This is a genomic window from Mycobacterium sp. NGS27 (assembly GCF_059813005.1).
The window spans coordinates 164,869-188,075 of the sequence record NZ_JCALDT010000002.1; the positions used below are offsets into that span (position 1 = coordinate 164,869).

General features: G+C 69.4%; 20 protein-coding genes. 4 read left to right on the forward strand and 16 right to left on the reverse strand.

Annotation, left to right across the window (positions count from 1 at the left end; translation table 11 throughout):
* Positions 1 to 36: 36 nt before the first annotated feature.
* Positions 37 to 1,245 (reverse strand): DNA polymerase III subunit delta', encoded by a 1,209-nt coding sequence (locus tag AC5Y30_RS05330; RefSeq protein ID WP_499917082.1) that lies wholly within the window; start codon positions 1,243 to 1,245, stop codon positions 37 to 39.
* A gap of 153 nt (positions 1,246 to 1,398) precedes the next feature.
* On the opposite strand from AC5Y30_RS05330, the gene AC5Y30_RS05335 reads away from it, so the two are divergent.
* Entirely contained in the window at positions 1,399 to 3,024 is a 1,626-nt protein-coding gene (locus AC5Y30_RS05335; protein ID WP_499917083.1) for an adenylate/guanylate cyclase domain-containing protein, read from the forward strand.
* Between the two features lie 6 nt (positions 3,025 to 3,030).
* Here AC5Y30_RS05335 and topA read toward each other — a convergent pair whose 3' ends face one another.
* From topA to cspA, 3 genes are all read right to left on the reverse strand, one after another.
* Complete coding sequence (gene topA, locus AC5Y30_RS05340) at positions 3,031 to 5,841, reverse strand: type I DNA topoisomerase (RefSeq protein WP_499917084.1); 2,811 nt, start codon at positions 5,839 to 5,841, stop codon at positions 3,031 to 3,033.
* A 213-nt stretch (positions 5,842 to 6,054) separates the two neighbouring features.
* Positions 6,055 to 6,654, reverse strand: a complete 600-nt coding sequence (locus AC5Y30_RS05345) for a hypothetical protein (protein ID WP_499917085.1) — start codon at positions 6,652 to 6,654, stop codon at positions 6,055 to 6,057.
* Between the two features lie 155 nt (positions 6,655 to 6,809).
* On the reverse strand, positions 6,810 to 7,013 hold the full coding sequence (cspA, locus tag AC5Y30_RS05350) for a cold shock protein CspA (RefSeq protein WP_007166602.1): 204 nt from the start codon (positions 7,011 to 7,013) through the stop codon (positions 6,810 to 6,812).
* A gap of 283 nt (positions 7,014 to 7,296) precedes the next feature.
* On the opposite strand from cspA, the gene AC5Y30_RS05355 reads away from it, so the two are divergent.
* Together AC5Y30_RS05355 and AC5Y30_RS05360 are read left to right on the forward strand one after the other, a co-directional pair.
* Positions 7,297 to 9,678 carry a DEAD/DEAH box helicase gene (locus AC5Y30_RS05355; protein WP_499917086.1) on the forward strand — a complete coding sequence of 794 codons (2,382 nt, stop codon included), beginning with the start codon at positions 7,297 to 7,299 and terminating at the stop codon, positions 9,676 to 9,678.
* 252 nt (positions 9,679 to 9,930) lie between these two features.
* Positions 9,931 to 10,968: a PAS domain-containing protein gene (locus tag AC5Y30_RS05360; RefSeq protein ID WP_499917087.1), complete on the forward strand. Its 1,038-nt coding sequence runs from the start codon at positions 9,931 to 9,933 to the stop codon at positions 10,966 to 10,968.
* Here AC5Y30_RS05360 and AC5Y30_RS05365 read toward each other — a convergent pair.
* From AC5Y30_RS05365 to ssd, 7 genes are read right to left on the reverse strand one after another with little or no spacing between them, the layout of a single operon-like run.
* Positions 10,965 to 11,339: an Rv3654c family TadE-like protein gene (locus AC5Y30_RS05365; RefSeq protein WP_499917088.1), complete on the reverse strand. Its 375-nt coding sequence runs from the start codon at positions 11,337 to 11,339 to the stop codon at positions 10,965 to 10,967. The genes AC5Y30_RS05360 and AC5Y30_RS05365 overlap by 4 nt on opposite strands.
* Complete coding sequence (locus AC5Y30_RS05370) at positions 11,299 to 11,601, reverse strand: TadE family type IV pilus minor pilin (RefSeq protein WP_499917089.1); 303 nt, start codon at positions 11,599 to 11,601, stop codon at positions 11,299 to 11,301. Before AC5Y30_RS05370 ends, AC5Y30_RS05365 begins: the two co-directional genes overlap by 41 nt.
* A gap of 23 nt (positions 11,602 to 11,624) precedes the next feature.
* Positions 11,625 to 11,816, reverse strand: a complete 192-nt coding sequence (locus tag AC5Y30_RS05375) for a DUF4244 domain-containing protein (RefSeq protein ID WP_499917635.1) — start codon at positions 11,814 to 11,816, stop codon at positions 11,625 to 11,627.
* A 27-nt stretch (positions 11,817 to 11,843) separates the two neighbouring features.
* A complete protein-coding gene (locus AC5Y30_RS05380; protein ID WP_499917090.1) occupies positions 11,844 to 12,437 on the reverse strand; it encodes a type II secretion system F family protein in 594 nt (197 codons plus the stop codon).
* A 47-nt stretch (positions 12,438 to 12,484) separates the two neighbouring features.
* On the reverse strand, positions 12,485 to 13,282 hold the full coding sequence (locus AC5Y30_RS05385; RefSeq protein WP_499917091.1) for a type II secretion system F family protein: 798 nt from the start codon (positions 13,280 to 13,282) through the stop codon (positions 12,485 to 12,487).
* Positions 13,279 to 14,442: a TadA family conjugal transfer-associated ATPase gene (locus AC5Y30_RS05390; protein ID WP_499917092.1), complete on the reverse strand. Its 1,164-nt coding sequence runs from the start codon at positions 14,440 to 14,442 to the stop codon at positions 13,279 to 13,281. The genes AC5Y30_RS05385 and AC5Y30_RS05390 overlap by 4 nt, the downstream gene beginning before the upstream one ends.
* Positions 14,439 to 15,512 (reverse strand): septum site-determining protein Ssd, encoded by a 1,074-nt coding sequence (gene ssd, locus AC5Y30_RS05395; RefSeq protein ID WP_499917636.1) that lies wholly within the window; start codon positions 15,510 to 15,512, stop codon positions 14,439 to 14,441. The genes AC5Y30_RS05390 and ssd overlap by 4 nt, the downstream gene beginning before the upstream one ends.
* 491 nt (positions 15,513 to 16,003) lie before the next feature.
* Here ssd and AC5Y30_RS05400 point away from each other — a divergent pair, with 491 nt between their 5' ends.
* A complete protein-coding gene (locus tag AC5Y30_RS05400) occupies positions 16,004 to 16,861 on the forward strand; it encodes an HAD-IB family hydrolase (protein ID WP_499917093.1) in 858 nt (285 codons plus the stop codon).
* A 458-nt stretch (positions 16,862 to 17,319) separates the two neighbouring features.
* On the opposite strand, the gene AC5Y30_RS05405 is transcribed toward AC5Y30_RS05400, so the two are convergent.
* From AC5Y30_RS05405 to AC5Y30_RS05425, 5 genes are read right to left on the reverse strand one after another with little or no spacing between them, the layout of a single operon-like run.
* Entirely contained in the window at positions 17,320 to 18,078 is a 759-nt protein-coding gene (locus tag AC5Y30_RS05405; protein WP_499917094.1) for a Fic family protein, read from the reverse strand.
* Between the two features lie 4 nt (positions 18,079 to 18,082).
* Entirely contained in the window at positions 18,083 to 19,699 is a 1,617-nt protein-coding gene (locus AC5Y30_RS05410) for a dipeptide ABC transporter ATP-binding protein (RefSeq protein WP_499917095.1), read from the reverse strand.
* A gap of 45 nt (positions 19,700 to 19,744) precedes the next feature.
* A complete protein-coding gene (locus AC5Y30_RS05415) occupies positions 19,745 to 20,608 on the reverse strand; it encodes an ABC transporter permease (protein ID WP_499917096.1) in 864 nt (287 codons plus the stop codon).
* Complete coding sequence (locus AC5Y30_RS05420; RefSeq protein WP_499917097.1) at positions 20,601 to 21,527, reverse strand: ABC transporter permease; 927 nt, start codon at positions 21,525 to 21,527, stop codon at positions 20,601 to 20,603. Before AC5Y30_RS05420 ends, AC5Y30_RS05415 begins: the two co-directional genes overlap by 8 nt.
* 3 nt (positions 21,528 to 21,530) lie before the next feature.
* Positions 21,531 to 23,159 (reverse strand): peptide ABC transporter substrate-binding protein, encoded by a 1,629-nt coding sequence (locus tag AC5Y30_RS05425; RefSeq protein WP_499917637.1) that lies wholly within the window; start codon positions 23,157 to 23,159, stop codon positions 21,531 to 21,533.
* Positions 23,160 to 23,207 lie beyond the last annotated feature (48 nt).

Below are 23,207 nucleotides of genomic sequence, written 5' to 3' on the forward strand. Positions count from 1 at the left end.
GCACGAGTCTACGGCAGGCGGGCGGGCACCACGAAATCAATCGCGCAGTTCCTGGCCGATGGTGGCGACCATGGCGTCGACGGCGAACTTCGGCTTGACGTTGATCGCCAGCGCCTCGCGGCATTCGAGCACCGCTTCGATGCAGCGCAGCAGCCGCGCGGGTGGGGCGTGGGCGGCCAGCGCCGCGACCCGCTCAGCCATATCGGGATGGTTGGCTCGCACCGCGCCGGCATTGGCCGACGTCATCAGCGCGTCCCGGAAGTAGGTCGCCAGGTCGATCAGCGCGCGGTCCAGGGAATCTCGCGAGGCCCGGGTCTGACGCGACTTCTGCCGTCGCTCAAGGTCCTTCAGCGCTCCGGCCGCGCCGCGCATCGCGCCCGCGGTGCCCTTGCCGGTGCCGCCGGCGCCCAAGGCCGTGCGCAGCTCTTCGGTCTCGGCCTCGGCGCGGTCCGCGGTCAGCACGATGGCCTCGGCTTCGGCCGCCGCCACCAGCTCTTCGGCGGCGGCGTAGGCCCGCGACGGGGTGGCGGCGTCGCGCACCAGCGTCAGCGACCGCTCCCGGCGCGCGCGGGCCTCGGGGTCGGTGGCCAGCCGTCGCGCCCGGCCCACATGGCCACCGCTGACCGACGCCGCCCAGCTCGCCGTGTCTGGTGTCAGGCCGTCGCTGTCGACCAGCACGTGCGCGATCGCCTCGGTCGACGGCGTCACCAGCGCCACATGCCGGCACCGGGAACGCAACGTGATGGCGATGTCCTCGGGATCCACCGACGGCGCGCACAGCAGGAACACCGTCGACGGCGGCGGTTCCTCGACCACCTTCAGCAGGGCGTTGGCGGCGCCTTCGGTCAGCCGGTCCGCATCCTCGATCACCACGATCTGCCAATGGCCGGTGGCGGGCCGCCGCGACGCGATCTGCACGATCGAGCGCATCTCGTCGACGCCGATGGACAGGCCTTCGGGGATCACCCGCCGCACGTCGGCGTGGGTGCCGGCCATGGTCGTCGTGCACGCGTGGCAACGCCCGCAGCCCGGCTCGCCGTCGGACGTGCACTGCAGCGCGGCCGCGAAACACAACGCCGCCACCGAGCGTCCGGAACCCGGCGGACCGGTGATCAGCCACGCGTGTGTCATAGTCCCGGCGGCCACCCCGCTGTGCGCTGAGTCACCGCGAGCGGCGTGGGCGGCCGCCAATAGCTCGGCCGTCACCGCATCCTGGCCTACCAGCCGCGTAAACACCCCGGACATCACCGGTAACAGTAATGGCGCTGCCGACAGATACCGAACGGCCACCGTACCGCGACCATTCCGTTATCTTCGACGTCGTGGCGGGCCCCGGGCCGCCCGCCGAGATCGGTATTAAGTTTCCGAAGGGTCACCGGTGACCGATACGGTGGGTTGGTGACAACGGCGGCGGCACTACCGGGGCGGATCAGCGCATTCGTCCGCTGGGTGATGCGCACGCCGTGGCCGCTGTTCTCGCTCAGCATGCTGCAGGCCGACATCATCGGCGCACTGTTCGTGCTCGGCTTCCTTCGCTACGCGCTGCCGCCCGAAGACCGCATCCAGTTACAGGACCTGCCAGTCCTGAACGTGGCGATCTTCGCCACCGCGCTGGTCGTCGTCTTCCTCACCGGACTGGCCCTGACTCTGCGGCTGCTGCTGCCGGTGTTCCGGTGGCAGCGCCGCGACAACATGCTCGCCGAGGCCGATCCCGCGGCCACCGAACTCGCCCGCAGCCGGGCGCTGCGAATGCCGTTCTACCGCACCTTGATCAGCATCGTGGCCTGGGCCATCGGCAGCGTGGTGTTCATTATCGCCAGCTGGTCGGTGGCCAGATACGCCGCTCCCGTGGTGGCGGTGGCCACCGGGCTGGGCGCCGCGGCCACCTCGATCATCGGGTACCTGCAGTCCGAGCGGGTGCTGCGGCCGGTCGCGGTGGCCGCCCTGCGCAGCGGGGTGCCCGAGAACGTCAAGGCGCCCGGGGTCATCCTGCGCCAGATCCTGACCTGGATGCTGTCCACCGCCGTGCCGGTGCTGGCGATCGTGCTGGCGGTGGTGGCCGACAAGATCTCGCTGCTGCATGCGACGCCGGAGAAGTTGTTCACCCCGATCCTGTTGCTGGCGGTGGCGGCGCTGGGCATCGGGTTGATCAGCACGCTGCTGGTGGCCATGTCGATCGCCGACCCGCTGCGCCAACTGCGCTGGGCGCTCTCGGAGGTGCAGCGCGGAAATTACAACGCGCACATGCAGATCTACGACGCCAGCGAGCTGGGCCTGCTGCAGGCGGGCTTCAACGACATGGTGCGCGACCTGTCCGAGCGGCAGCGACTGCGCGACCTGTTCGGCCGCTACGTCGGTGAGGACGTGGCCCGGCGGGCGCTGGAGCGTGGCACCGAGCTGGGCGGCCAGGAGCGCGATGTCGCGGTGCTGTTCGTGGACCTGGTCGGCTCCACCCAGCTGGCCGCGACCCGCCCACCCGCCGAGGTCGTCCACCTGCTCAACGAGTTCTTCCGGGTGGTCGTCGAAACCGTCGGCAAGCATGGGGGTTTCGTCAACAAGTTCCAGGGCGACGCCGCGCTGGCCATCTTCGGCGCGCCGATCGAACATCCCGACTCACCCGGTGGGGCGCTGGCCGCGGCCCGGGAACTGCACGACGCGCTGCTGCCGGTCATCGGTTCGGCGGAGTTCGGCATCGGGGTGTCCTCCGGGCGGGCCATCGCCGGCCACATCGGCGCGCAGGCCCGCTTCGAGTACACCGTGATCGGGGACCCGGTCAACGAGGCCGCCCGGCTGACCGAGCTGGCCAAGCTCGAACCGGGGCACGTGCTCGCGTCGGCGATCGCGGTCAGTGGGGCGCTGGACGCCGAAGCCCTGTGCTGGGATGTCGGCGAGGTCGTCGAGCTGCGCGGCCGCCGGGCGCCCACCCAGCTGGCGCGCCCCGTGCACCTGGCCGACACGGATTCCGCGCCCACGCAGGTCCGGGCCCAGGAGATGTCCGGTGAGACCATCGGCCCGGGCTACTGAGCCGGGCTAGCTGCGCTTGGCGGCCTTCTTGGCCGCGGCCTTCTTGGCCGGGGCCTTGCGGGCGGCCTTCTTCGCGGGACGCTTGGCCGGACCCCGCGCCCGGCGGTCGGCCAGCAGTTCCGCGGCGCGCTCGTCGGTGATGGAGAGGACGTCATCGCCCTTGCGCAGGCTGGCGTTCGTCTCACCGTCGGTGACGTACGGCCCGAACCGGCCGTCCTTGATCACCATCGGCTTGCCCGTCGCCGGGTCGGCGCCCAACTCACGCAGCGGCGGCGCGGCGGCGCCTTGCCTTCCGCGGCGTTTGGGTTCGGCGTAGATCTTCAGCGCTTCCTCGAGGGTGATGTCGAACATCTGCTCCTCGGTCGCCAGCGAGCGAGAATCGGTGCCGCGCTTCAGGTATGGGCCGTAGCGGCCGTTCTGCGCGGTGATCTCCTCGCCGGAGGCGGGGTCGACGCCGACCACCCGCGGCAGCGAAAGCAGCCGCAGCGCGTCCTCGAGCGTCACCGTCTGCAGGTCCATGGTGCGCAGCAGCGAACCGGTGCGAGGCTTGGGGCCCGTGGGCTTTTTGCCCTTCTTCGCCGGCGCGGCGCTGCCGTCGTCGTCGGGCGGTGGTTCCGGCAGAACCTCGGAAACGTATGGCCCGTAGCGCCCGTCCTTGGCGACGATCTCGTGACCGGTGTTCGGGTCGACCCCGAGCACGCGGCCCTCTTGCGGGGTGGCGAACAGCTGCTCGGCCACCTCCAGCGTCAGCTCGTCGGGGGTCAGCGAGTCGTTGAGGTTGGCCCGCTGCGGTTTCAGTTCGCCGCTGGGATCATCGGGGCCGCCGGCCACCATGCGTTCCAGATACGGCCCGTTCTTGCCCACCCGCACGTACACCGGCCGGCCCTGCTCGTCGTCAAAGAGCCTGATGGAGTTGACTTCTCGAGCGTCGATGCCCTCCAGGTTGACGCCGACCAGTTTCTTCAGGCCACCGGAGCGGGCCACCGAGTCGGCCACCCCGTGCTCGCCGCCGAAGTAGAAATTGTTGAGCCAGTCGGTGCGCCGTTCCTGTCCCGAGGCGATCGCGTCGAGCTCGTCTTCCATCGCGGCGGTGAAGTCATAGTCGACCAGGCGGCCGAAATGTTGTTCCAGCAAACCGGTTACGGCGAACGCCACCCAGGACGGCACCAGCGCGCTGCCCTTCTTGTGCACGTAGCCGCGGTCCTGGATGGTCTTGATGATCGAGGAGTACGTCGACGGACGGCCGATGCCCAGCTCTTCGAGGGCCTTGACCAGTGACGCCTCCGTGTAGCGCGCCGGCGGGTTGGTGGCGTGGCCGTCGGGGGTGAGTTCGAGGGCGTCCAGCCGCTGGCCCTGGGTCAGCTGCGGCAGCCGGCTCTCGGCGTCGTCGGCCTCGCCACCGGCCAACTCGTCCACCGTCTCCACGTAAGCCTTCAAAAAGCCCGCGAAGGTGATGGTGCGACCGCTGGCCGAAAACATTACGTCCCGGCCGGCTGATTGGCCGTTGATCCGCAGGCTCAGCGTGGTGCCGCGCGCGTCGGCCATCTGCGAGGCCACCGTGCGTTGCCAGATCAGCTCGTAGATGCGGAATTCGTCGCCGTCGAGCTCGCGCCGCACCGCGTCCGGCGTCGCGAACGTCTCACCCGCGGGTCGGATCGCCTCGTGGGCCTCCTGGGCGTTCTTGACCTTGCGTGTGTACTGGCGCGGCGACGGGGACACGTATTCCGCGCCGTAGAGCTGGCGCGCCTGGGTGCGCGCGGCGTTGATCGCCGACTCCGACAGCGTCGTGGAGTCGGTACGCATATAGGTGATGTAGCCGTTCTCATAAAGCCGCTGGGCGATGCTCATCGTGCGCTCGGAGGAGAACCGCAGCTTGCGGCCGGCCTCCTGCTGCAGCGTCGAGGTCATGAACGGCGCGTACGGGCGCCGGGTGTAGGGCTTTTCCTCCACCGACGCGACGGTGAGCTGGGCGCCGCGCAGGCCAGCGGCCAGCTGCGTCGCGCTCGCCTCGTCGAGGATGGTCACCTCGTCGGCCTTGCGCAGCTGCCCCAGCGAGTCGAAGTCGCGGCCGGTGGCCACGCGCAGGCCGTCGACACCGGTCAGCCGGGCGGTGAAGGTGGGCGGCTGTGCCGTCGGATCGGACACGCTGGCGTCCAGCTTGGCCAGGATGTCCCAGTAAGAGGCGCTGCGAAACGCCATGCGGTCGCGTTCCCGCTGCACGATGATGCGGGTGGCCACCGATTGGACCCGGCCCGCCGACAGCTTGGGCGCGACCTTCTTCCACAGCACCGGGCTGACCTCGTAGCCGTACAGGCGGTCCAGAATGCGCCGGGTCTCCTGCGCGTCGACCAGGTCGATGTCGAGGTCCCGGGGGTTTTCGGCGGCCTCGAGGATCGCCGGCTCGGTGATCTCGTGAAACACCATCCGCTTGACCGGAATGTTCGGCTTGAGGGTTTCCAGCAGGTGCCAGGCGATGGCCTCGCCCTCGCGGTCGCCATCCGTCGCCAGGTAGAGCTCGTCGACGTCCTTGAGTAATCCCTTGAGCTCGGTGACCGTGCTCTTCTTCTCGGGGCTGATGATGTACAGCGGTTCGAAGTCCGCGTCGACGTTGACCCCGAGGCGGGCCCAGGGCTCCGACTTGAATTTGGCCGGCACGTCGGCCGCGGCCCGGGGGAGGTCGCGGATGTGACCGCGCGACGATTCGACGATGTACCTGGAACCCAGGTAGCTGGCCAGTTTGCGCGCCTTGGTGGGCGACTCGACGATCACGAGCCGCCGCCGGCCGCTGCCGGTGTCCTTCAGTTTCGGGTCAGCCAACTGCCCTTACGCTCCATCCCTGATTGGTCCCCCCACGAGACCACCTGCAGGAAGAATGACAGGTCGGCATCGAAAATTCCGGTGAAACTCAGGTACGCGACCGTTCCTTCGCCCTGCGGCACCTGACAATTTCGCACCCTTGGGCGCGCCCACGCAAACTGACCTTCGCGACAACGACGAAAAGCCGACGCGATTTCGGGCGCCATCTGCTGGCTAAACGCGCGGCCACCGCGATAACGCCTCGGCGCCCTCGGGGGGCTCCCCCACGTTTTCTACCAGGCGCGATAGCCGACGGCGTCCGCTGATCCGCAGCGCCGGCCGACCGCCGCGGGTGCCGATCAGGGTGGGCGCGATCCCGACGCGCATCAAAGCCGACGCCAGCGGCGAGTGCGTGTCCGGCGCGTGGGGATCCAACGCCAGCAGGTAGTGCTCGCCCTCCGGGTTTCCGGCCGCCAGTGTCCACGCCCGCAGCTCACGCGGCCCGGGCAGCCAACGCGGCGGGACGGTCTTGACCGCCCCGCGCGTCCATTCGGTGGCCAGCGTCCGCAATGACGGGTCCACCGCCGTCCGCACCAGCGGGGTGTCCTCGTCGGTGCGGCTGATCTCCGCGACCAGGCCGGCCTCCCGGATCATCTCGGCCAGCCCGGAGGCCCGCCAGGGCTGATCCACGACCACCGACAGCCGGGCACCCCCGACGGGATTCTCACCGGTGGTACCCACGGTGACGATCTGCCCGGACGCCGCCAGCACCCCGGAAAGATCGGCGACCGCGGGCGGCACCGACTCCGCTGTGAAGAAGGAAAGCTGGCTCACGCCCCCGACAGTAGGCCAGCGGGCCCGTCCGCGTCTTGAGGCAACCGGCGCGGCGTCCGGGGCACACGTGGCTCGCGGCAGTACAAGAGGAAACCCCCCGGCGTGACCCGCTGGGCGGGTCTGCACGGGGGGTATCCGTTCAGGTCTGCTCTGTCTTAGACGGAGCGGACTCCGGTGGCCTGGGGGCCCTTAGGGCTGTGGCCGATCTCGAACTCGACCTTTTGGTTTTCTTCGAGGGTGCGGAAGCCCGAACCCTGGATCTCCGTGTAGTGGACAAACACATCAGCGGAACCGTCTTCGGGAGCAATGAACCCGAAGCCCTTCTCCGCGTTGAACCACTTCACAGTTCCCTGTGGCATCTCTCGATCTTTCCTTTTCTTCTGGGTGCGGGGCATCGCCTTTCGATGCCCCGGGCCTGGTACGACCGCTTACCTCGCTGAGTCGCCGGAACTTCACCCGACCAATTAACCTCGCAGGAACCGCGGCCGCAACGTCGATCCTGCGAAAGTTTGACACGAACACAGAAGCTGCGACCGCAAATAGTCAACCATGTTCATCGCGTTGGCGACAGACTTGTGTCTCCCGCCGATTCGAAGGCCTATTGCGGGGCCGATTTCACGACGGATTCACGGAAGGAGTGAGATGGCGAGCTTCGGCAGTGACCTGCTTGCCGCCGCACTCGCCGGAACCGCGTCAGACGAGCATCCGCTGCGCCATGTCGCCGAACTGCCACCGCGCAGCGGCCGCCCGCTCGATTGGCCGTCCTGGGCCGAGGCCGACGTGGTCAGCGCGTTCGCCGAACGCGGGATCACCTCACCCTGGTCGCATCAGTTCGCGGCCGCGGATCTGGCGTACGCCGGACGTCACGTGGTGCTCAGCACCGGTACCGCCTCGGGCAAGTCGCTGGCCTACCAGCTTCCCGTCCTCAACGCGTTGGCGACCGATCCGCGGGCCAGGGTGCTCTACCTGTCACCGACCAAGGCGTTGGGCCATGACCAATTGCGGGCCGCGCACGCGCTCACCGCGGCCGTTCCGCGGCTGCATGACGTCGCGCCCACCGCCTACGACGGTGACAGCCCCGCCGACGTCCGGCGCTTCGCGCGGGAACGTTCGCGGTGGTTGTTCTCCAATCCCGACATGATCCATCTGTCGATTTTGCGCAACCACGCCCGCTGGGCCGTTTTGTTGCGCGGGTTGCGATTCGTGATCGTCGACGAATGTCATTACTACCGTGGAGTTTTCGGCTCCAACGTGGCTATGGTGCTGCGCCGCCTGCTGCGGTTGTGCGCCCGTTATTCGTCCTCGCCGACGGTGATCTTCGCCAGCGCCACAACGGATTCGCCGGGCGCGACGGCCACCGAGCTCATCGGCTTGCCGGTCGAGGAGGTCACCGAGGACGGTTCGCCCCAGGGCGCCCGGACGGTGGCGTTGTGGGAGCCAGCGCTGCGCGCCGATTTGACCGGCGAGAACGGCGCGCCGGTGCGCCGCTCCGCCGGTGCCGAGGCGGCGCGGGTGATGGCCGACCTGATCGCCGAGGGCGCTCAGACGCTCACGTTCGTGCGGTCGCGCCGCGCCGCGGAATTGACCGCGCTGGGCGCCCGGGCCAGGTTGGACGACGTCGCGCCGGAGCTGTCGCCGACCGTGGCGTCGTATCGGGCCGGCTACCTCGCCGAGGACCGCACCGCGCTGGAGCGCGCGCTGGCCGAGGGCCGGTTGCGCGGCCTGGCCACCACCAACGCGCTGGAACTGGGCGTGGACATCGCGGGGCTCGACGCGGTGGTGCTCGCCGGCTTCCCCGGCACGGTCGCCTCGTTCTGGCAGCAGGCGGGCCGGTCCGGCCGGCGCGGGCAGGGCGCCTTGGTGGTGCTAATCGCCCGGGACGATCCGCTGGATACCTATCTGGTGCACAACCCGGCCGCACTGCTGGACAAGCCGGTCGAGCGGGTGGTGATCGACCCGGCCAACCCCTACATCCTGGGCCCGCAGCTGCTGTGCGCGGCAACCGAACTACCGCTGGACGAGGCCGAGGTGCGCGCTTTGGGCGCCACTGAGGTGGCCGACGGCCTGGTCGACGACGGGCTGCTGCGGCGGCGCGGCGGCCGGTATTTCCCGGTGCCCGGCCTGGAACCCCATGCCGCCGTGGACATTCGAGGCTCGGCGGGTGGCCAGATCGTCATCGTCGAGGCCGATACCGGAAGGCTGCTGGGCAGCGCCGGCGCCGGGCAGGCACCGGCCACCGTTCACCCCGGCGCGGTGTATCTGCATCAAGGCGACAGCTACGTGGTCGACTCCCTGGACCCCGAGGAGGGCATCGCGTTCGTGCACGCCGAGGACCCCGGTTACGCGACGTTCGCCCGCGAGATCACCGATATCGCCGTCACCGGTACGGGCGAGCGGTTGGCGTTCGGCGCGGTCACGTTGGGTCTGGTGCCGGTCAGGGTCACCCACCAGGTGGTGGGCTATCTGCGTCGCAGGCTCTCCGGAGAGGTGATCGACTTCATCGAATTGGACATGCCGGAACACACCTTGGCCACCACGGCGGTGATGTACACGATCGCCGGGGACGCGCTGCGGCGCAACGGTATTGAGGACACACGGATCCCCGGAGCGTTGCACGCCGCCGAGCATGCGGCGATCGGGCTGCTGCCGCTGGTGGCCAGTTGCGACCGCGGGGACATCGGCGGCTTGTCGACCGCCGTGGGGCCCGATCCCCTTGGTTTGCCCAGCGTCTTCGTCTACGACGGCTATCCGGGTGGCGCAGGATTCGCCGAGCGGGGCTTTCGTCAGGCCCGCACCTGGCTGGGTGCGACGGCAGCCGCCATCGAAGCATGCGAGTGCCCGCGGGGGTGCCCGTCGTGCGTGCAGTCCCCCAAGTGCGGCAACGGCAACGACCCACTCGACAAGGCGGGCGCGGTGCTGGTGCTGAAGCTGGTCCTCGCAGAGTTGGCGCAGGGGCCACGGGAGCGCAAACCCGCCGATGACGACCGACCCCTCGACGGTCGATTCACCGGGTTTGTCTTGTGACGCCTACGCCAAGAACGCATTTCCTGCTGCTCAAGAAATCGCGGCGTGCTGTCGCACGGATCAGGAATGACTCGGTTGTGCGCCGCCCACAATCCCGACGATGCGGGCGCAGCAGCAAAAGTTACCAAGGCCGCGACGGCATCGCAAGCACCGGCGACGCGGCTCGGCGGGTGTCGATGCCTGCGGGCTTGGGCACCGGCGATACCGCCGGCACTCCCCTAGGCCGGTCTGCTCACCGGTAAAGTCGACCGCATGGCCCACGACTGGTTGCTCGTGGAGACGCTCGGGGGTGAGCCCACCGTGGTGGCGCAGGGCCGTCAACTCAAAAATCTGGTGCCCATCACCACATTCCTGCGCCGCAGCCCGTATCTCGCCGCGGTTCGCACGGCGATCGCCGAGGCGGTGCAGACCGGCCAGGCCCTGACCAGCATCACGACCAAGCGGGACCGCATCATTCGCACCGAACCGGTGGTGATGTCCGACGGTTTCATCCACGGCGTGCATGTCTGGACGGGCCCCGCCGACGTCGAGCCGCCCGAGCGGCCGATCCCGGGACCGTTGAAGTGGGACCTGACGCTCGGCGTGGCCACCGACACCCGCGAGTCGCTGCTCAACAGCGGGAAGAATCCCGAGGTGGAAGTCACGTTCGGCAGGGCCTTCGCCGAGGACCTTCCGTCGCGTGAACTCAATCCGAACGAAACCAAGGTGCTGGCCATGGCGGTCAAGGCCAAGCCCGACCAAACCCTGTGCAGCACTTGGGATCTCACCGACTGGCGCGGTGAGTCGATCCGGATAGGTTTCGTCGCACGCACGATTCTGGAACCGGGGCCAGACGGCCGGGAGCACTTGGTGGCGCGGGCGATGAACTGGCCGTCCGAACTGAAGGGCCCGGAGGTCTCGACCGACGTTCTGGCGCAACGAATCCTCAGCGGGCTGGCCCAGGCCGGCGTGCACCGCGCACTGATCGACCTCAACACGTGGGTTCTGCTGAAATGGCTCGACGAGCCCTGCCCCTTCTACGACTGGCGCAGCAGCGAGACGGGCAAGCCCCGGGTTCATCCCGACGACCACGACCTGATGGCCACCATGACAAGGGAATTCAGCGGGGGCGCCACCAGCCGGGTGCTGCGGATGCCCGGGCACGACGGTGATTGGGTGCCGGTGCACGTCACCGTCAACCGCGTGGAGCTGGAACCGGATACGTACGCCGGACTGGTGTCGCTGCGGCTGCCCACCGACGACGAGCTGGCCACCGCGGGATTGTCGCCCAGCCCCGACGCCGCGCCCTAGCCGGATTCACCGGTCGCCGGCCCCGCCCGCGCCGCGGCCCTCGCCGCGCCGCCGAAGGCGACCGCTACCCGGGCGGTGACGACGACATCGAGACCGTCGACGACACAGCGAATGTCGTCGGTACGCATCTGGCGGGCCACGCCGGCGGCTGTGGCGCAGGCAGCATCCGCCCCGGAACCCAACCGCGCCGCGGCCGCCAACGCGGCCAGGTCGGCCACCGCCTGGGCGCGGTGCCGTGCCACGACCGCCGAGCCCAGGTAGGCACCGGCCCCGGTCGCCGTCAGCAGTACCACGATCATCCAGGCGGCGACCAAGGTGGCCGACCCCCGCTCACCGGCCCGGCTCGGCCGCCGAGACCGCTTTGGCCGCAATGTCGATGGTGGGCAACAACTTCGAATGCGCGACGACGGTGGCCACCAGGAAATCGCCGTCGCGCCGCAAGTCGACTCGGGCACCGCCGGGCGCGAGCCGGCGCGCCGCGGCCACGGCCGAGCGTTGGTCGCCGCGGGCCGCCAGCCGGGCGGCTTCGCGGGCAGCGTCGACGCAGCGCACCTGCATCGATACCGCGGTGACACCGGCCAGGCACAGCACCAGCACCACCACGAGCGCGGCGATGCCCAGTGCCGCCTCCACCGTGCTGGCGCCCGCACTGGCGACTACACCTTGGTGTTGAGCGCACGACCGATGATGTTGGTCAGCGCGGAGACGATGGAGTCGCCGGTGACGACGGTGTAGAGCACCGCACCGAAGGCCGCCGCCGCGATGGTCCCGATGGCGTACTCGACGGTCGACATGCCCGACTCGTCGGCCACCAGGACGACGGCACGTGCGCAGAGGCCGCGAATCATGTTGATCACCAATGTCTTCCCTTCGTTTCACAGCAGGCCCGACTGCAGAACTTCACCGGCCAAGCCGGCCACCACCGGGACGATGCCCAGGCAGATGAACGCCGGCAGGAAGCACAGACCCAACGGTCCGGCGATCAGTACGCCGGCCCGCTCGGCGGCCGCGGTCGCCGCGTGCGCGGCGTCCTGGCGAGACTCCTCGGCCAACTCGGTGACGCCATCGGCCAGCGCCGCCCCCGAGGACGCCGAACGCCGGGCCAGTCGCAGCAGCGCGTCGATGTGCGGGTCGGCCGGATCCTGCGGGCCGGGCGGAATCGACCATGCGACAGCGGGATCGGCGCCCAGCGCGAGCAGGTCGGCGGCGCGGCGCAGCACCCTGGCCAGATCCGGAGGTGCGGACGGGGCGGCGGCCGCCGCGGCCGTCGACACCGCCATGCCCGCCCCCAGGCACACGGCCAGCACGTCCAGACAGGAGGCGACCGCCAGCGGATCCGGGCCGGGCGCCGCCGCCGGGCCCCGCAAGGGCCGACCGCCGCGCACCGGCATCGCGGCGCGGCGGCTCGCCAGCGAGGGGCCCGGACCGATGCAGAGCGCCGCGGCCAACAGCACCGCTGCGAAATTCATGTGGCACGCCCCTCCTCATCGCTTCGCTTCGGATCGCCGACGCGCGCTCACGACGCGACCCGGTCGGCGATGCGGTCCGACCACAACAGACCGATGCAGGCCAGCGCCGAGCCGACGAGCAGCAGCCACCCGCCCGCGCGCCCGCCCAGCAAGAAGCTCAGTGGCCGGGCCCCGATCAGTTGGCCCAGCAGCACGCCGAGTACCGGCAACGCTGCCAGTATCGCCGCGGTTGCCCGCGCGCCGGCCAGGCTCGAGGACGCCCGGGCCGAGAACCGTTGCCGCTCAGCGATATCGCGCTGAGCGGCACGCATCAGGGTGGCTATTCCCAGCCCGTTGTCGCTGGCCAGCCGCCAGCACAGCCCGAGCCGCTCCCAATGCATGGGCAGCGCCGAGTAACGGGCCGCGGCGGCCAGGCCGGCCGCGACGTCGGCCCCCAACCGGGCCCGCGCCGCCACCGAGCGCATTGATACCGCAACCGCACCGGCGCTGTCGTCGGCGGCGACGCAGAACGCGCGCACCGGATGCGAGCCGGCCCGCAATTCACCGACCAGCACCTCGAGGGCGGCTTGAAGCGCGTGGCCCTCGGCTGTTGCTCGCCGGCCGCGCCGTCGTCGCCGATACCGCAGTCCGGCAGTCGCGCCGACGACAGCGGCGCACAGGACGGTCGTCAGCGGCAGCACGATCATGGCGATGAGGCCGACGCCCGCGGCGACGCAGCGCGCCCCACGAAGCCCGACCGTCGGGAGCCAGCGCTGCGGTGACGGCGACAGTCGCCGTCGCGGGGAGGGCCGGACGACGATCAGCGCCAGCGACACCAGCAGAGCGCCGGCCAGCGGGCCGTTCACGCCGATATCCTGCCGCGCAGCAGGCGCTGCAGTTGCGGGGCGGCATCCGTCATGCCCTGGTCCGCATGCCAGACGGTGACCGCGCGAACCTGCCCTTGATCCTGTTGCAGCGCAGCGATTTCGCTGAGCCGCCGCCGCCCGCCGCGGTCGCGCTCGACGTGCAGCAACACCTGCACGGCGGCGGCGAGTTGGCTGTGCAGTGCGGCACGATCCAGGCCGCCGAGCGCACCCAACGCCTCGAGGCGGGCGGGAACTTCGCCGGGGCTGTTGGCGTGCACGGTGCCCGCGCCGCCGTCGTGGCCGGTGTTCAGCGCGGCCAGCAGGTCCACCACCTCGGCGCCCCTGACCTCGCCGACCACGATGCGGTCGGGCCGCATCCGCAGCGCCTGCCGGACCAACTGGCGTACCGGAACCTCGCCGACGCCTTCGATGTTGGCGCATCGGGCGACCAGCTTCACCAGATGCGGGTGACGCGGCGCCAGCTCCGCGGCATCCTCGACGCAGACGATCCGTTCCGTTGGCGCCACGGCGCCCAGCATCGCGGCGAGCAGCGTCGTCTTACCGGCCCCGGTCCCTCCGCTGACCAGGAATGCGAGCCGGGCTTCGATGATGTCGGTGACCAGTGCCGCGGCTACGGGCTCGATCGCACCCGCGGCGATCAGGGCCCCCAACTCCTGACTGGCGGGCCGCAGGACGCGCAGCGAAATGCAGGTGCCCGCGGCGGCCACCGGCGGCAACACCGCGTGCAGCCGCACCGCGAAGCCGCCGGCGCCGATGCCGGTCAGCTCGCCGTCCACCCAGGGCTGCGCGTCGTCCAGGCGACGGCCGGCGGCCAGCGCCAACCGCTGCGCCAGCCGCCGCACCGCCGCTTCGTCCGGAAAACGAATCTCGGTGCGCCGCAGGCCCGTGCCGTCGTCGACCCACACGGCATCCGGCGCGGTGACCAGGACATCGGTCGTTCCGTTTGCGCAAAGCAGCGGATCGAGGATGCCGGCACCGGTGAGTTCGGTCTGCAGCACTCGGAGGTTGGACAGCACCTCGGTGTCGCCGAGCATCCCACCGGACTCGGCCCGGATCGCGGCGGCCACCACCGCCGGCCCCAGCGGGCCGGCCTCGCCGGCCAGCCTCTCCCGGACACGTTCGATCAGCGAACCGCTCACGCCGCCTTGCCGTTCTGTCCCGCGCGTCGCCGCGCACCGGCGGGCGGGAGCACGCCGAGCACTTGATGCGCCGCCACCGCGAGCGCCGAGCGTCGCCCTAGCCGCAGACCGCCGCGGTCGATCTGCTCTGCGAGTTGGGGCTGCGCTTTGATCGACGCCAGCAACGGCAGGCCCGCGATTTCGGCGATCTCGACCGCGCGCAATCCCGCAGGCGAAGGGCCCCGCACCACCAGACCGACATTGGGGTTCATCGACGCCAGGACCGGACCGAGCGCACCGGTCGCCGCGCATGCCCGCACGTCACAACGGCTGACGACGACCACCAAGTCGGCGGCGTTCAGTGCGGCTTGGGTCGCGTCGGTGAGACGACGGGGAAGGTCGCAGATGACGGTGACCGCGCCGCGCCGCCCGGCGTCGACGATGGCGTGCACCGGCCCGGCATCCAACTCGTAACCGCGCCGCGTGCCGGACAGCACGCTGACTCCGCGGTGCCGGGGCAGCGCGTCCCGGACGGCCGACCAGTTGAGCCGCCCGCCCTGCAACGCCAGATCCGGCCAGCGCAGACCCGGCGCGGTTTCGCCACCGAGCAACAAGTCGAGGCCGCCGCCCCACGGGTCGAGATCCACCAACAGCGCGTCGGCGGCGGCCTGAGCCAAGGCGACCGCGAACAAGGAGGCGCCGGCTCCGCCGCAGCCCCCGATGACGGCGACGGCGTGGCCGCGCGACCCGTCGTCGCGCGACGATTCGGCGGCCTCGGCGAGTGCGCGGACCAAATCCGCTTCCTGGACGGGCAGCCGCAACACATGCTCGGCGCCGACCTCGACGGCGGCCGCCCACGTCGTCGCATCCGGTTCGAGCAGCGTCAGCACGGTCACGTGATCGCGGCGCGGCAGCGCCCAGCGCCGGCAGCGCGCCGCCGCGCGTGCGTCCAACACGACGGCCGCGGCCGCCGCCCAACTCTTGCGGCTGACCGGAGAGGTGTCACTGGCGTGCACCACACGGACGCCGGCGGCCGCCGCCACCCGGTCCAACTCGGCGCGCACCTCGGGCTCGGCCAATACCGCCAACACACCCACCGAACCCGCCGCATCAACTCCGGAACCGCTAGCCACCCGACCACTGTGCGCGGTGGTGACCTTGGCACGACAGTCCCAAACGCGGATTTGTGGATAGAGACGCGAGTGTGCACAAAGGCATCGCAAGGGCATCGCAAGCGCACGCCGCCAGCGACGACCCACACAGTTTCCCGCAACGCACCGGGAGCCGAGCTTGGCGCCGCGCGCCGAGAAAACCGACCGTAGAAATGGGACGACCCCCGCCAGGGGGGGAGGAGGCGAGGGTCGTCGTGTATCAGCCCCGGGGGGTCGGGCTGATACACCCTCGGCGCAGGCCGAGTAATGCTTACTATACACATGACAAGCCGTAGTAACGCAAGAGCGCATTTGCTGAAAAAACAGCTTGAGCCGCGTAAACACCGCGCGTCGCGCCTCCCAATCCGCTGAGCGGCCCTTTTGCGGTGCGGGGTCGCCGCCACGCGCAATCACCGACCTATGCTGGGTCGGTGACCGTCTTCGACCCCACCGCGGAGCAGTCGGCCTCGGACCCATCAGCGGCAACCACCGCCCCCCACGCGCGCACGGCGGCCTTCTTCGACCTGGACAAGACGATCATCGCCAAGTCCAGCACCCTGGCCTTCAGCAAACCGTTTTTCAATCAGGGCCTGCTCAATCGCCGCACCGTGCTCAAGTCCAGCTACGCCCAGTTCATCTATCTGCTCTCCGGTGCCGATCATGACCAGATGGACCGGATGCGCGCCCACATGACCAATATGTGCACCGGCTGGGACGTCGAACAGGTCAAGTCGATCGTCAACGAGACACTGCACGACATCGTGACTCCGCTGGTGTTCGCCGAAGCCGCCGACCTGATCGCGGCCCACAAGCTGTGCGGGCGTGACGTCGTGGTGGTGTCGGCCTCGGGGGAAGAAATCGTCGCCCCGATCGCCCGTGCCCTGGGCGCCACCCACGCGATGGCAACCCGGATGGTGGTCGAGGACGGTCGGTACACCGGCGAGATCGCGTTCTACTGCTACGGCGAGGGCAAGGTCCAAGCGATCCGCGAACTGGCCGCGCGCGAGGGCTACCCGCTGGAACACTGCTACGCCTACTCGGACTCGATCACCGATCTCCCGATGCTCGAGTCCGTCGGGCACCCCAGCGTCGTGAATCCCGACCGCGGGTTGCGCAGGGAAGCCGTGGAACGCGGGTGGCCCGTCATGTCCTTCTCCCGGCCCGTGTCCTTGCGCGACCGCATACCGGCGCCTTCCGGCGCCGCCATCGCCACGACGGCTGCGGTGGGTGTCAGCGCGCTGGCCGCCGGCGCGGTCACGTATTCGTTGTTGCGCCGCTACGCGTTCTGAGCCGCGATTCACGGAGGAGCAAACTCCTTGAACGCGCAACCCAAAACCGATTCGGCGCTATTCGCAATTGGGCCTTGCTGTGCTGGGGGTCTAGTAGTACAAAGGAACCACGGAAGCCCGGTGAGGCCAAGGTCGAGCCGGAAGAGAAGGTTCGTTCTCCCGACCCGGGCGCCCAGCACGGTGCTCGGCACCCACGCGGAGTCATAGCCGCGAAAATGGCAGAAGTGTTGCGGGCCTGCGAAATTGCGAAATGCGGAAGGTACTGACGGCCCTTTGGGTGGGGTCGCAACCGTAAGCGTCGTGAGATCGCCGAGGCCAACCCACGCAGCCCAGAGATGCACGCTTGGTAACCGAGTCCCGTGCTAGCGGGCGGCGGACCGAACATTCGGAACGTCGCCCGCTCTGCATTTCTGCGGCCGTTTCCGGTGGCGTTTTCCCGGCAGCGGCCACCGCCTCAGCTATCTGTCAGACATCGAGTCGGCGATCGACACGGCCTCTTGCGCACCGGCTTTCATCGCGCGGCAACACAGCACCAGCCAGGCTCCCACACCCTGCGGCGTGCCTTCGGCGAACTTCTGTGCGGCGTCGCGATACGCGGCGGGTTGGCGCATCCAACTGACCTCGGGAACCCCCAATCCATGTGGGTCCAGTCCGCTGGCGATGGTGACCAATCGTGCCACCGCGCGCGCCACGACGCCGTCCGCGCTGCCGAATGGCTTGAGTGCCAGCAGTTCTCCGTGCGCGACGGCGGCGATCACCGGGGCCGGAACTTGGGTACGGCCACCCACGATGTCCGCCAGCAAGGCCAGACGCGCCCCCACCTCGCCGCCGGGGCGTGGCCGGCCCAGTCGATCCTCGTCGGCCAAGTCCGCAGCGGCCAGCATGTGCAAGCGGGCCAGCGCCTGCAACGGTGCCCGCTCCCAGGTCCGCACCAACGGGCCCTCGCCGCCCTCCAACTCCTGGGCGACCCGCAGCGCTCCCCCGAACACCGGATCACTGACCTGCCCGGCGTCGGCGAGATCCTCCAGCTGAACGGGGCCACCGTCCAGCACCGACGACGCACGCGCCGCCCGCAGCGCCGCCTCGGCGGCGGACACCGGCCACCCCCGAAGGTTGGCGCGGTGGCGGTGGGCACGCCCCAGCGCGTCGCGGGCGCGGTCACTGGCCTCGGCGACGCCGGGCAGTTCCATCAGGGGGGCCAGCGGGTCAGCTGTCACAACTTCACAACCTATCCCCGTCGGATTCCGGCGCACGCGGGATGGCATCCAGCAACTGCCGGGTGTATTCGTGCGCGGGGTCGCTGAAGAGGCGCTCGGTGGGCGCGTGCTCCACCACGCGGCCCGCCCGCATGACCAGGACGTCGTCGGCGATCTGCCGGATCACCGCCAGGTCGTGGCTGATGAACAGGTAGGCCAGGCCCAGTTCGGTCTGCAGCTCGGAAAGCAGGTCGAGTATCTGCGCCTGCACCAACACGTCGAGCGCCGACACCGCCTCGTCGCAGACCAGGACGTCGGGCCGCAACGCCAGCGCCCGCGCGATCGCAACACGCTGGCGTTGGCCGCCCGACAGCTCACGCGGCAACCTGCTCAGCAGCGACGAGGGCAGCGCCACCTGGTCGACGAGTTCGCGCACGGCCTTCGCGCGGCGCCCGCGGTCACCGACGCGGTGAATGCGCAGCGGCTCCTCGATGGCGCGAAACACCGAATACATGGGATCGAGGCTGCTGTAAGGGTTTTGGAACACCGGCTGCACGCGCCTGCGAAAAGCCATCATCGCGTCCCGGTCCATCCCGTCGGAGATCGAAGTGCCATCGAAAACGACTGCGCCCGAAGTGGGTTGCAGCAGACCCAGCGCCATGCGGGCCACCGTCGACTTTCCGGAACCCGATTCACCGACGATGGCCAGGGTGCGGGCTCGCTGCAGCCGGAACGACACCGCGTCGACGGCGCGAAACTCGCCACGCCGCCACGGCGCGCCGTGCGGATCCCGGTAGACCTTGGTGAGGTCCGAGGCGACGAGGATGTCGTCGGTCCGGGGGGCCGCCGGCCGGCTCCCGCGGGCCAGTGACGGGGCCGCATCCACCAACCGCTGCGTGTACTCGTGCTGCGGATCGCGCAGAATGGCTTGTGCGGCGCCGGATTCCACTACGACACCGCGGTGGACGACGACGATCCCCTCCGCCCGCTCGGCGGCCAGCGCCAGGTCGTGAGTGATCAGCAACAGCGCGGTCCCCAGCTCGGCGGTGAGGCGCGCAAGATGGTCGAGCACCTGACGTTGCACCGTGACATCGAGGGCCGACGTCGGTTCGTCGGCGATCAGCAGCTGCGGGCGGCCCGCCAGCCCGATGGCGATCAGCGCCCGCTGGCACATGCCGCCCGACAATTGGTGCGGATATTTACCGGCCTGCTTCGCCGGTTCCGGCATGCCGGCCTCGGCGAGCAGCTCCACCGCCCGCCGTCTGTCCCGACGGCCATTGGTGTTGGCCCGCAACGCTTCTGAGATCTGAAAGCCGACCTTCCAGACGGGATTGAGGTTGGTCATCGGGTCCTGGGGCACGTAGCCGATGCGACGCCCTCGGATCGACCGCAGCAACCGCCGATCGGCGGAGGTGATGTCGAGGCCGTCAAAAGTGATGCGGCCGGCCGTGATTCGGCCGCCCGGAGGCAGCAGCCCGAGGATCGCGGCGGCCGTGGTGGACTTCCCGGATCCCGACTCACCGACCACGGCGACGGTCTGCCCGCGATGGACGCGCAGGTTTACTCCGGCGACCGCGGGAGTGTGGTCGCCGAACCTGACTTCCAGGCCCTCAACCGTCAACAGTGGCTCACGCGTGGTCATGCGCGCCACTCCTCATCGCTTCGCTCTGCATCGTCGCCGGCGCAGTCATGGGTGCCTCGCCCGCGAGGCGGGATCCAGAGCGTCGCGCAGGGCGTCGCCCATCATCATGAACGCAAGCACCGTCATCGCCAGTGCACCGGCGGGATAGAACAGGATGGGCGAACCGGCGCGCAGTCGCGTCTGGGCGAGGTTGATGTCGCCGCCCCACGACACCACCGACGTGGGCAACCCGACCCCGAGGTAGGACAGCGTCGCCTCGGTGACGATGAAAGCCCCCAACGCGATCGTGGACATCGCGATCACCGGCCCCACCGCGTTGGGCAGCGCGTGTCGCAGCAGCGTTTGAAACCTGCTCAGCCCCAACGCTTTGGCCGCCAGCACGTAATCACTGGCCCGCACCTCCAGCACCGCACCGCGAGCGATCCTGGCTATCTGCGGCCAGCCGAACAAGGCCAGGATGGCGATCACCGTCCACACCGTGCGGTGGTGCAGAACCTGCATGAGCACGATCGCCGCCAGCAGCAGTGGCAGGCCGAAGAAGATGTCGGTGACGCGAGAGACGACGGCGTCCAGCCAGCCGCCATAAAAACCGGCCAACGCGCCCAGCGCCCCGCCGATGACGAAGACCAGCAGAGTCGCACCCAGCCCGACGGTCACCGACGCGCGCGCCCCGTAGATGGTGCGCGTGTAGATGTCGTGGCCCTGCAGGTCGGTCCCGAACCAGTGCGCCACCGAAGGGCTGCGCAGGCTTTGGCTCGGGTCGGCATAGCTGGGGTCGGCGTGAGTGAACAACGAAGGGTACAGCGCGACAAGGAGAATGAGCAGGATCAGCACGGTGGCGACGACGAACTTCGGGCGGCGGTGCAGCTTCCGCCACGTCTCACCCCAGAAGCCGGAATGCTCAGCCATAGCGGATCCTCGGGTCCAGCGCCGCATAGAGCAGGTCCACCGCCAGGTTGGTGACCAGATAGATCAGGACCAGAACGGTCACGATCGACACCACGGTCGGTGCTTCCTGCCGGGTGACCGCCTGATAGAGCACGCCGCCGACACCATGAATGTTGAAGATGCCCTCGGTGACAATGGCGCCCCCCATCAGCGCCCCAAGGTCGGCGCCCAAAAACGTCACGACCGGGATCAGCGAGTTGCGCAGGATGTGCACGGTCACCACCCGTGGCCGCGACAACCCCTTGGCGGTGGCGGTGCGCACATAGTCGGTGTGCGCGTTGGCGGCCACGGCAGACCGAGTCAACCGTACGACGTAGGCGAATGAAACGGAGCCCAAGACGATTCCGGGAAGCAGCAGGCGCGCGAATGTCGCCCGCTCGCCGACGGTGACCGCCGCGATGCCCAGCTTGACCCCGAACAGGAACTGGGCCAGAAACCCCAGCACGAAGATCGGGATCGCGATGATGATCAGCCCGGTGAGCAGCACCGTGGCATCGAAGAGCCCCCCTTGGCGCAGCCCGGATACCACGCCGAACCCGACGCCGAGCACCGCCTCCACCACCAAAGCGATCAGCGCGAGCCGGAGCGTGACTGGAAACGCATGTGCCAGAACGGCACTGACCGGTAACCCGGAATACGCGCGGCCCAGGTCGCCGTGCACAACGCCACCCAGGTAGCGCAGGTACTGCACGATGAACGGATCGTCGAGATGGTAGCGCGCCCGCAGCGCGGCGGCCACCGCCGGCGTCAGCGGCCGGTCCCCGGCGATGGCGGCCAGGGGGTCGCCGGGCAGCAGGAACACCATTCCGTAGATCAGCAGGGTGGCGCCCAGGAAGACCGGCACCATGACGGCGATCCTGCGCGCGACATACCAGCCCATGCCTTAACCCTTGACGAGGTTCTCGTAGTCGGGAAGCCCGTTCCAGGTGACCTTGACGGCGCTGATCTCCGGCGACCACCCGACCACCGCGATGTAGTACCACAGCGGTACGGCGGGCATGTCGTGCAACAGGATTCGTTGGGCGACGTTGACCAGCACGTCGGCCCGCCGTAGGTCGGGAGCCGCCTCGGCAGCGGCCAGGCCGGCGTCGAACTGGCGGCTGGAGTATCCGACGTCATTGGATCCCGCGCCGGTGGCGTACAAGGGGGCGAGGAACTCGATCATCGACGGGTAGTCGCCTATCCAGCCGGCCCGGAAGGCGGTGTCGATCGTGCGGTTGGTGATCTGCGTGCGAAACCCGGCGAAGGTGGGCTGTGGCGCACCGACGGCGTCGATGCCCAGCACGTTCTTGATGCTGTTGGCCACCGCGTCCACCCACTCCTGATGGCCGCTGTCTGCGTTGTAGGCGATGGCGTACCGCCCGCCCCACGGCGCGATCGCGTTCGCCTGGGCCCAGAGTTGGCGCGCCCGTTCGGGATTGAAGTCCAACCCGTCACTGCCCGGAATGTTCGGGTCGAAGCCCGGCAACGAGCTGGCGGTGAAGTCGCGGGCGGGGCTGCGGGTGTTGTTGAAGATCTGCTGACATATCTGCGGTCGGTTGATCGACGCGGACAACGCGAGCCGGCGCAGCCGGCCTTCCTCGCCACTGAAATGCGGCAGCCGCAGCGGCGTGTCGAGCGATTGGCTGACGGCGACGGGTCCGCTCGCGGCGTTGCCGCCCAGGTCACGCTTGTAGATCGTCAATGCGCTCGACGGAATCGTGTCCAGCACATCGAGATTGCCCGACAGTAGGTCGGCGTACGCGGTGTCCAGGTTTGCATAGAACTCGAACCGCAGGCCCTTGTTGCGGGGTTTGCGGTTGCCGTGGTAGTCCGGATTGGGCCGCAGATCGATTCGGACGTTGTGTTCCCACGCCGGCCCGTCGGGGCCGTCGGCGAGCTGGTACGGGCCATCACCGATCGGGTGCTGTCCGAAAGCGCTCATGTCCCGAAAGGCCGCCTGCGGCAGGGGATAGAACGCGCTGTGCCCCAGCCGCAACGTGAAGTCGATGGTGGGCGCCTTCAGCCGGACGGTGAACTCCCGGTCGTTGATCACCCGTAGGCCGGACATGGTGGTAGTCGTTGGCTTGCCGTCGGCGGTCAGCCCGGCGACGGCGTCGTAGCCGTCGATGGGGCTGAAAAAGCTCTGCTGCAGTTGGGCATTGGTGCTCAGCGCGCCGTAGTTCCAGGCGTCGACGAAGGAATGGGCCGTCACCGGCGAGCCGTCGGTGAAGCTCCAACCGGGTTTGAGGATGATCCGGTAATTGACGTTGTCGGTGGTCTCGACCGACTCGGCCACCTCCGGCGACGGGTTGCCGGCGGCGTCGTAGGACATCAGCCCGGCGAACAGCCGATCGAGGATCCGGCCACCCAGGCTGTCGTTGGTGCCGGTGGGAATCAGCGGGTTCGGCGGTTCCCCGCCGTTGACCACCACCAGATCCGGGCTGAGGACGCCGCCACCGCATCCGGCCAGCGAGGCGACCGCCACCAGAGCGGCGCCGACCGGGGCCAGCAAGGCCACCGGTATCCGCATTCGCCACATGACCCCGACCCTAGGGCCTGAAGTCGTACGACGGTGAAG

Excerpts from the sequence above, each read along its gene's own strand:
- AC5Y30_RS05355 (WP_499917086.1), top strand. The coding sequence starts at position 7,297 with ATGGCGAGCTTCGGCAGTGACCTGCTTGCCGCCGCACTCGCCGGAACC.
- AC5Y30_RS05425 (WP_499917637.1), bottom strand. The coding sequence starts at position 23,159 with ATGCGGATACCGGTGGCCTTGCTGGCCCCGGTCGGCGCCGCTCTGGTG.
- AC5Y30_RS05420 (WP_499917097.1), bottom strand. The coding sequence starts at position 21,527 with ATGGGCTGGTATGTCGCGCGCAGGATCGCCGTCATGGTGCCGGTCTTC.
- AC5Y30_RS05375 (WP_499917635.1), bottom strand. The coding sequence starts at position 11,816 with ATGATTCGCGGCCTCTGCGCACGTGCCGTCGTCCTGGTGGCCGACGAG.
- cspA (WP_007166602.1), bottom strand. The coding sequence starts at position 7,013 with ATGCCACAGGGAACTGTGAAGTGGTTCAACGCGGAGAAGGGCTTCGGG.
- AC5Y30_RS05415 (WP_499917096.1), bottom strand. The coding sequence starts at position 20,608 with ATGGCTGAGCATTCCGGCTTCTGGGGTGAGACGTGGCGGAAGCTGCAC.
- AC5Y30_RS05360 (WP_499917087.1), top strand. The coding sequence starts at position 9,931 with ATGGCCCACGACTGGTTGCTCGTGGAGACGCTCGGGGGTGAGCCCACC.
- AC5Y30_RS05410 (WP_499917095.1), bottom strand. The coding sequence starts at position 19,699 with ATGACCACGCGTGAGCCACTGTTGACGGTTGAGGGCCTGGAAGTCAGG.
- AC5Y30_RS05330 (WP_499917082.1), bottom strand. The coding sequence starts at position 1,245 with ATGTCCGGGGTGTTTACGCGGCTGGTAGGCCAGGATGCGGTGACGGCC.
- AC5Y30_RS05380 (WP_499917090.1), bottom strand. The coding sequence starts at position 12,437 with ATGAATTTCGCAGCGGTGCTGTTGGCCGCGGCGCTCTGCATCGGTCCG.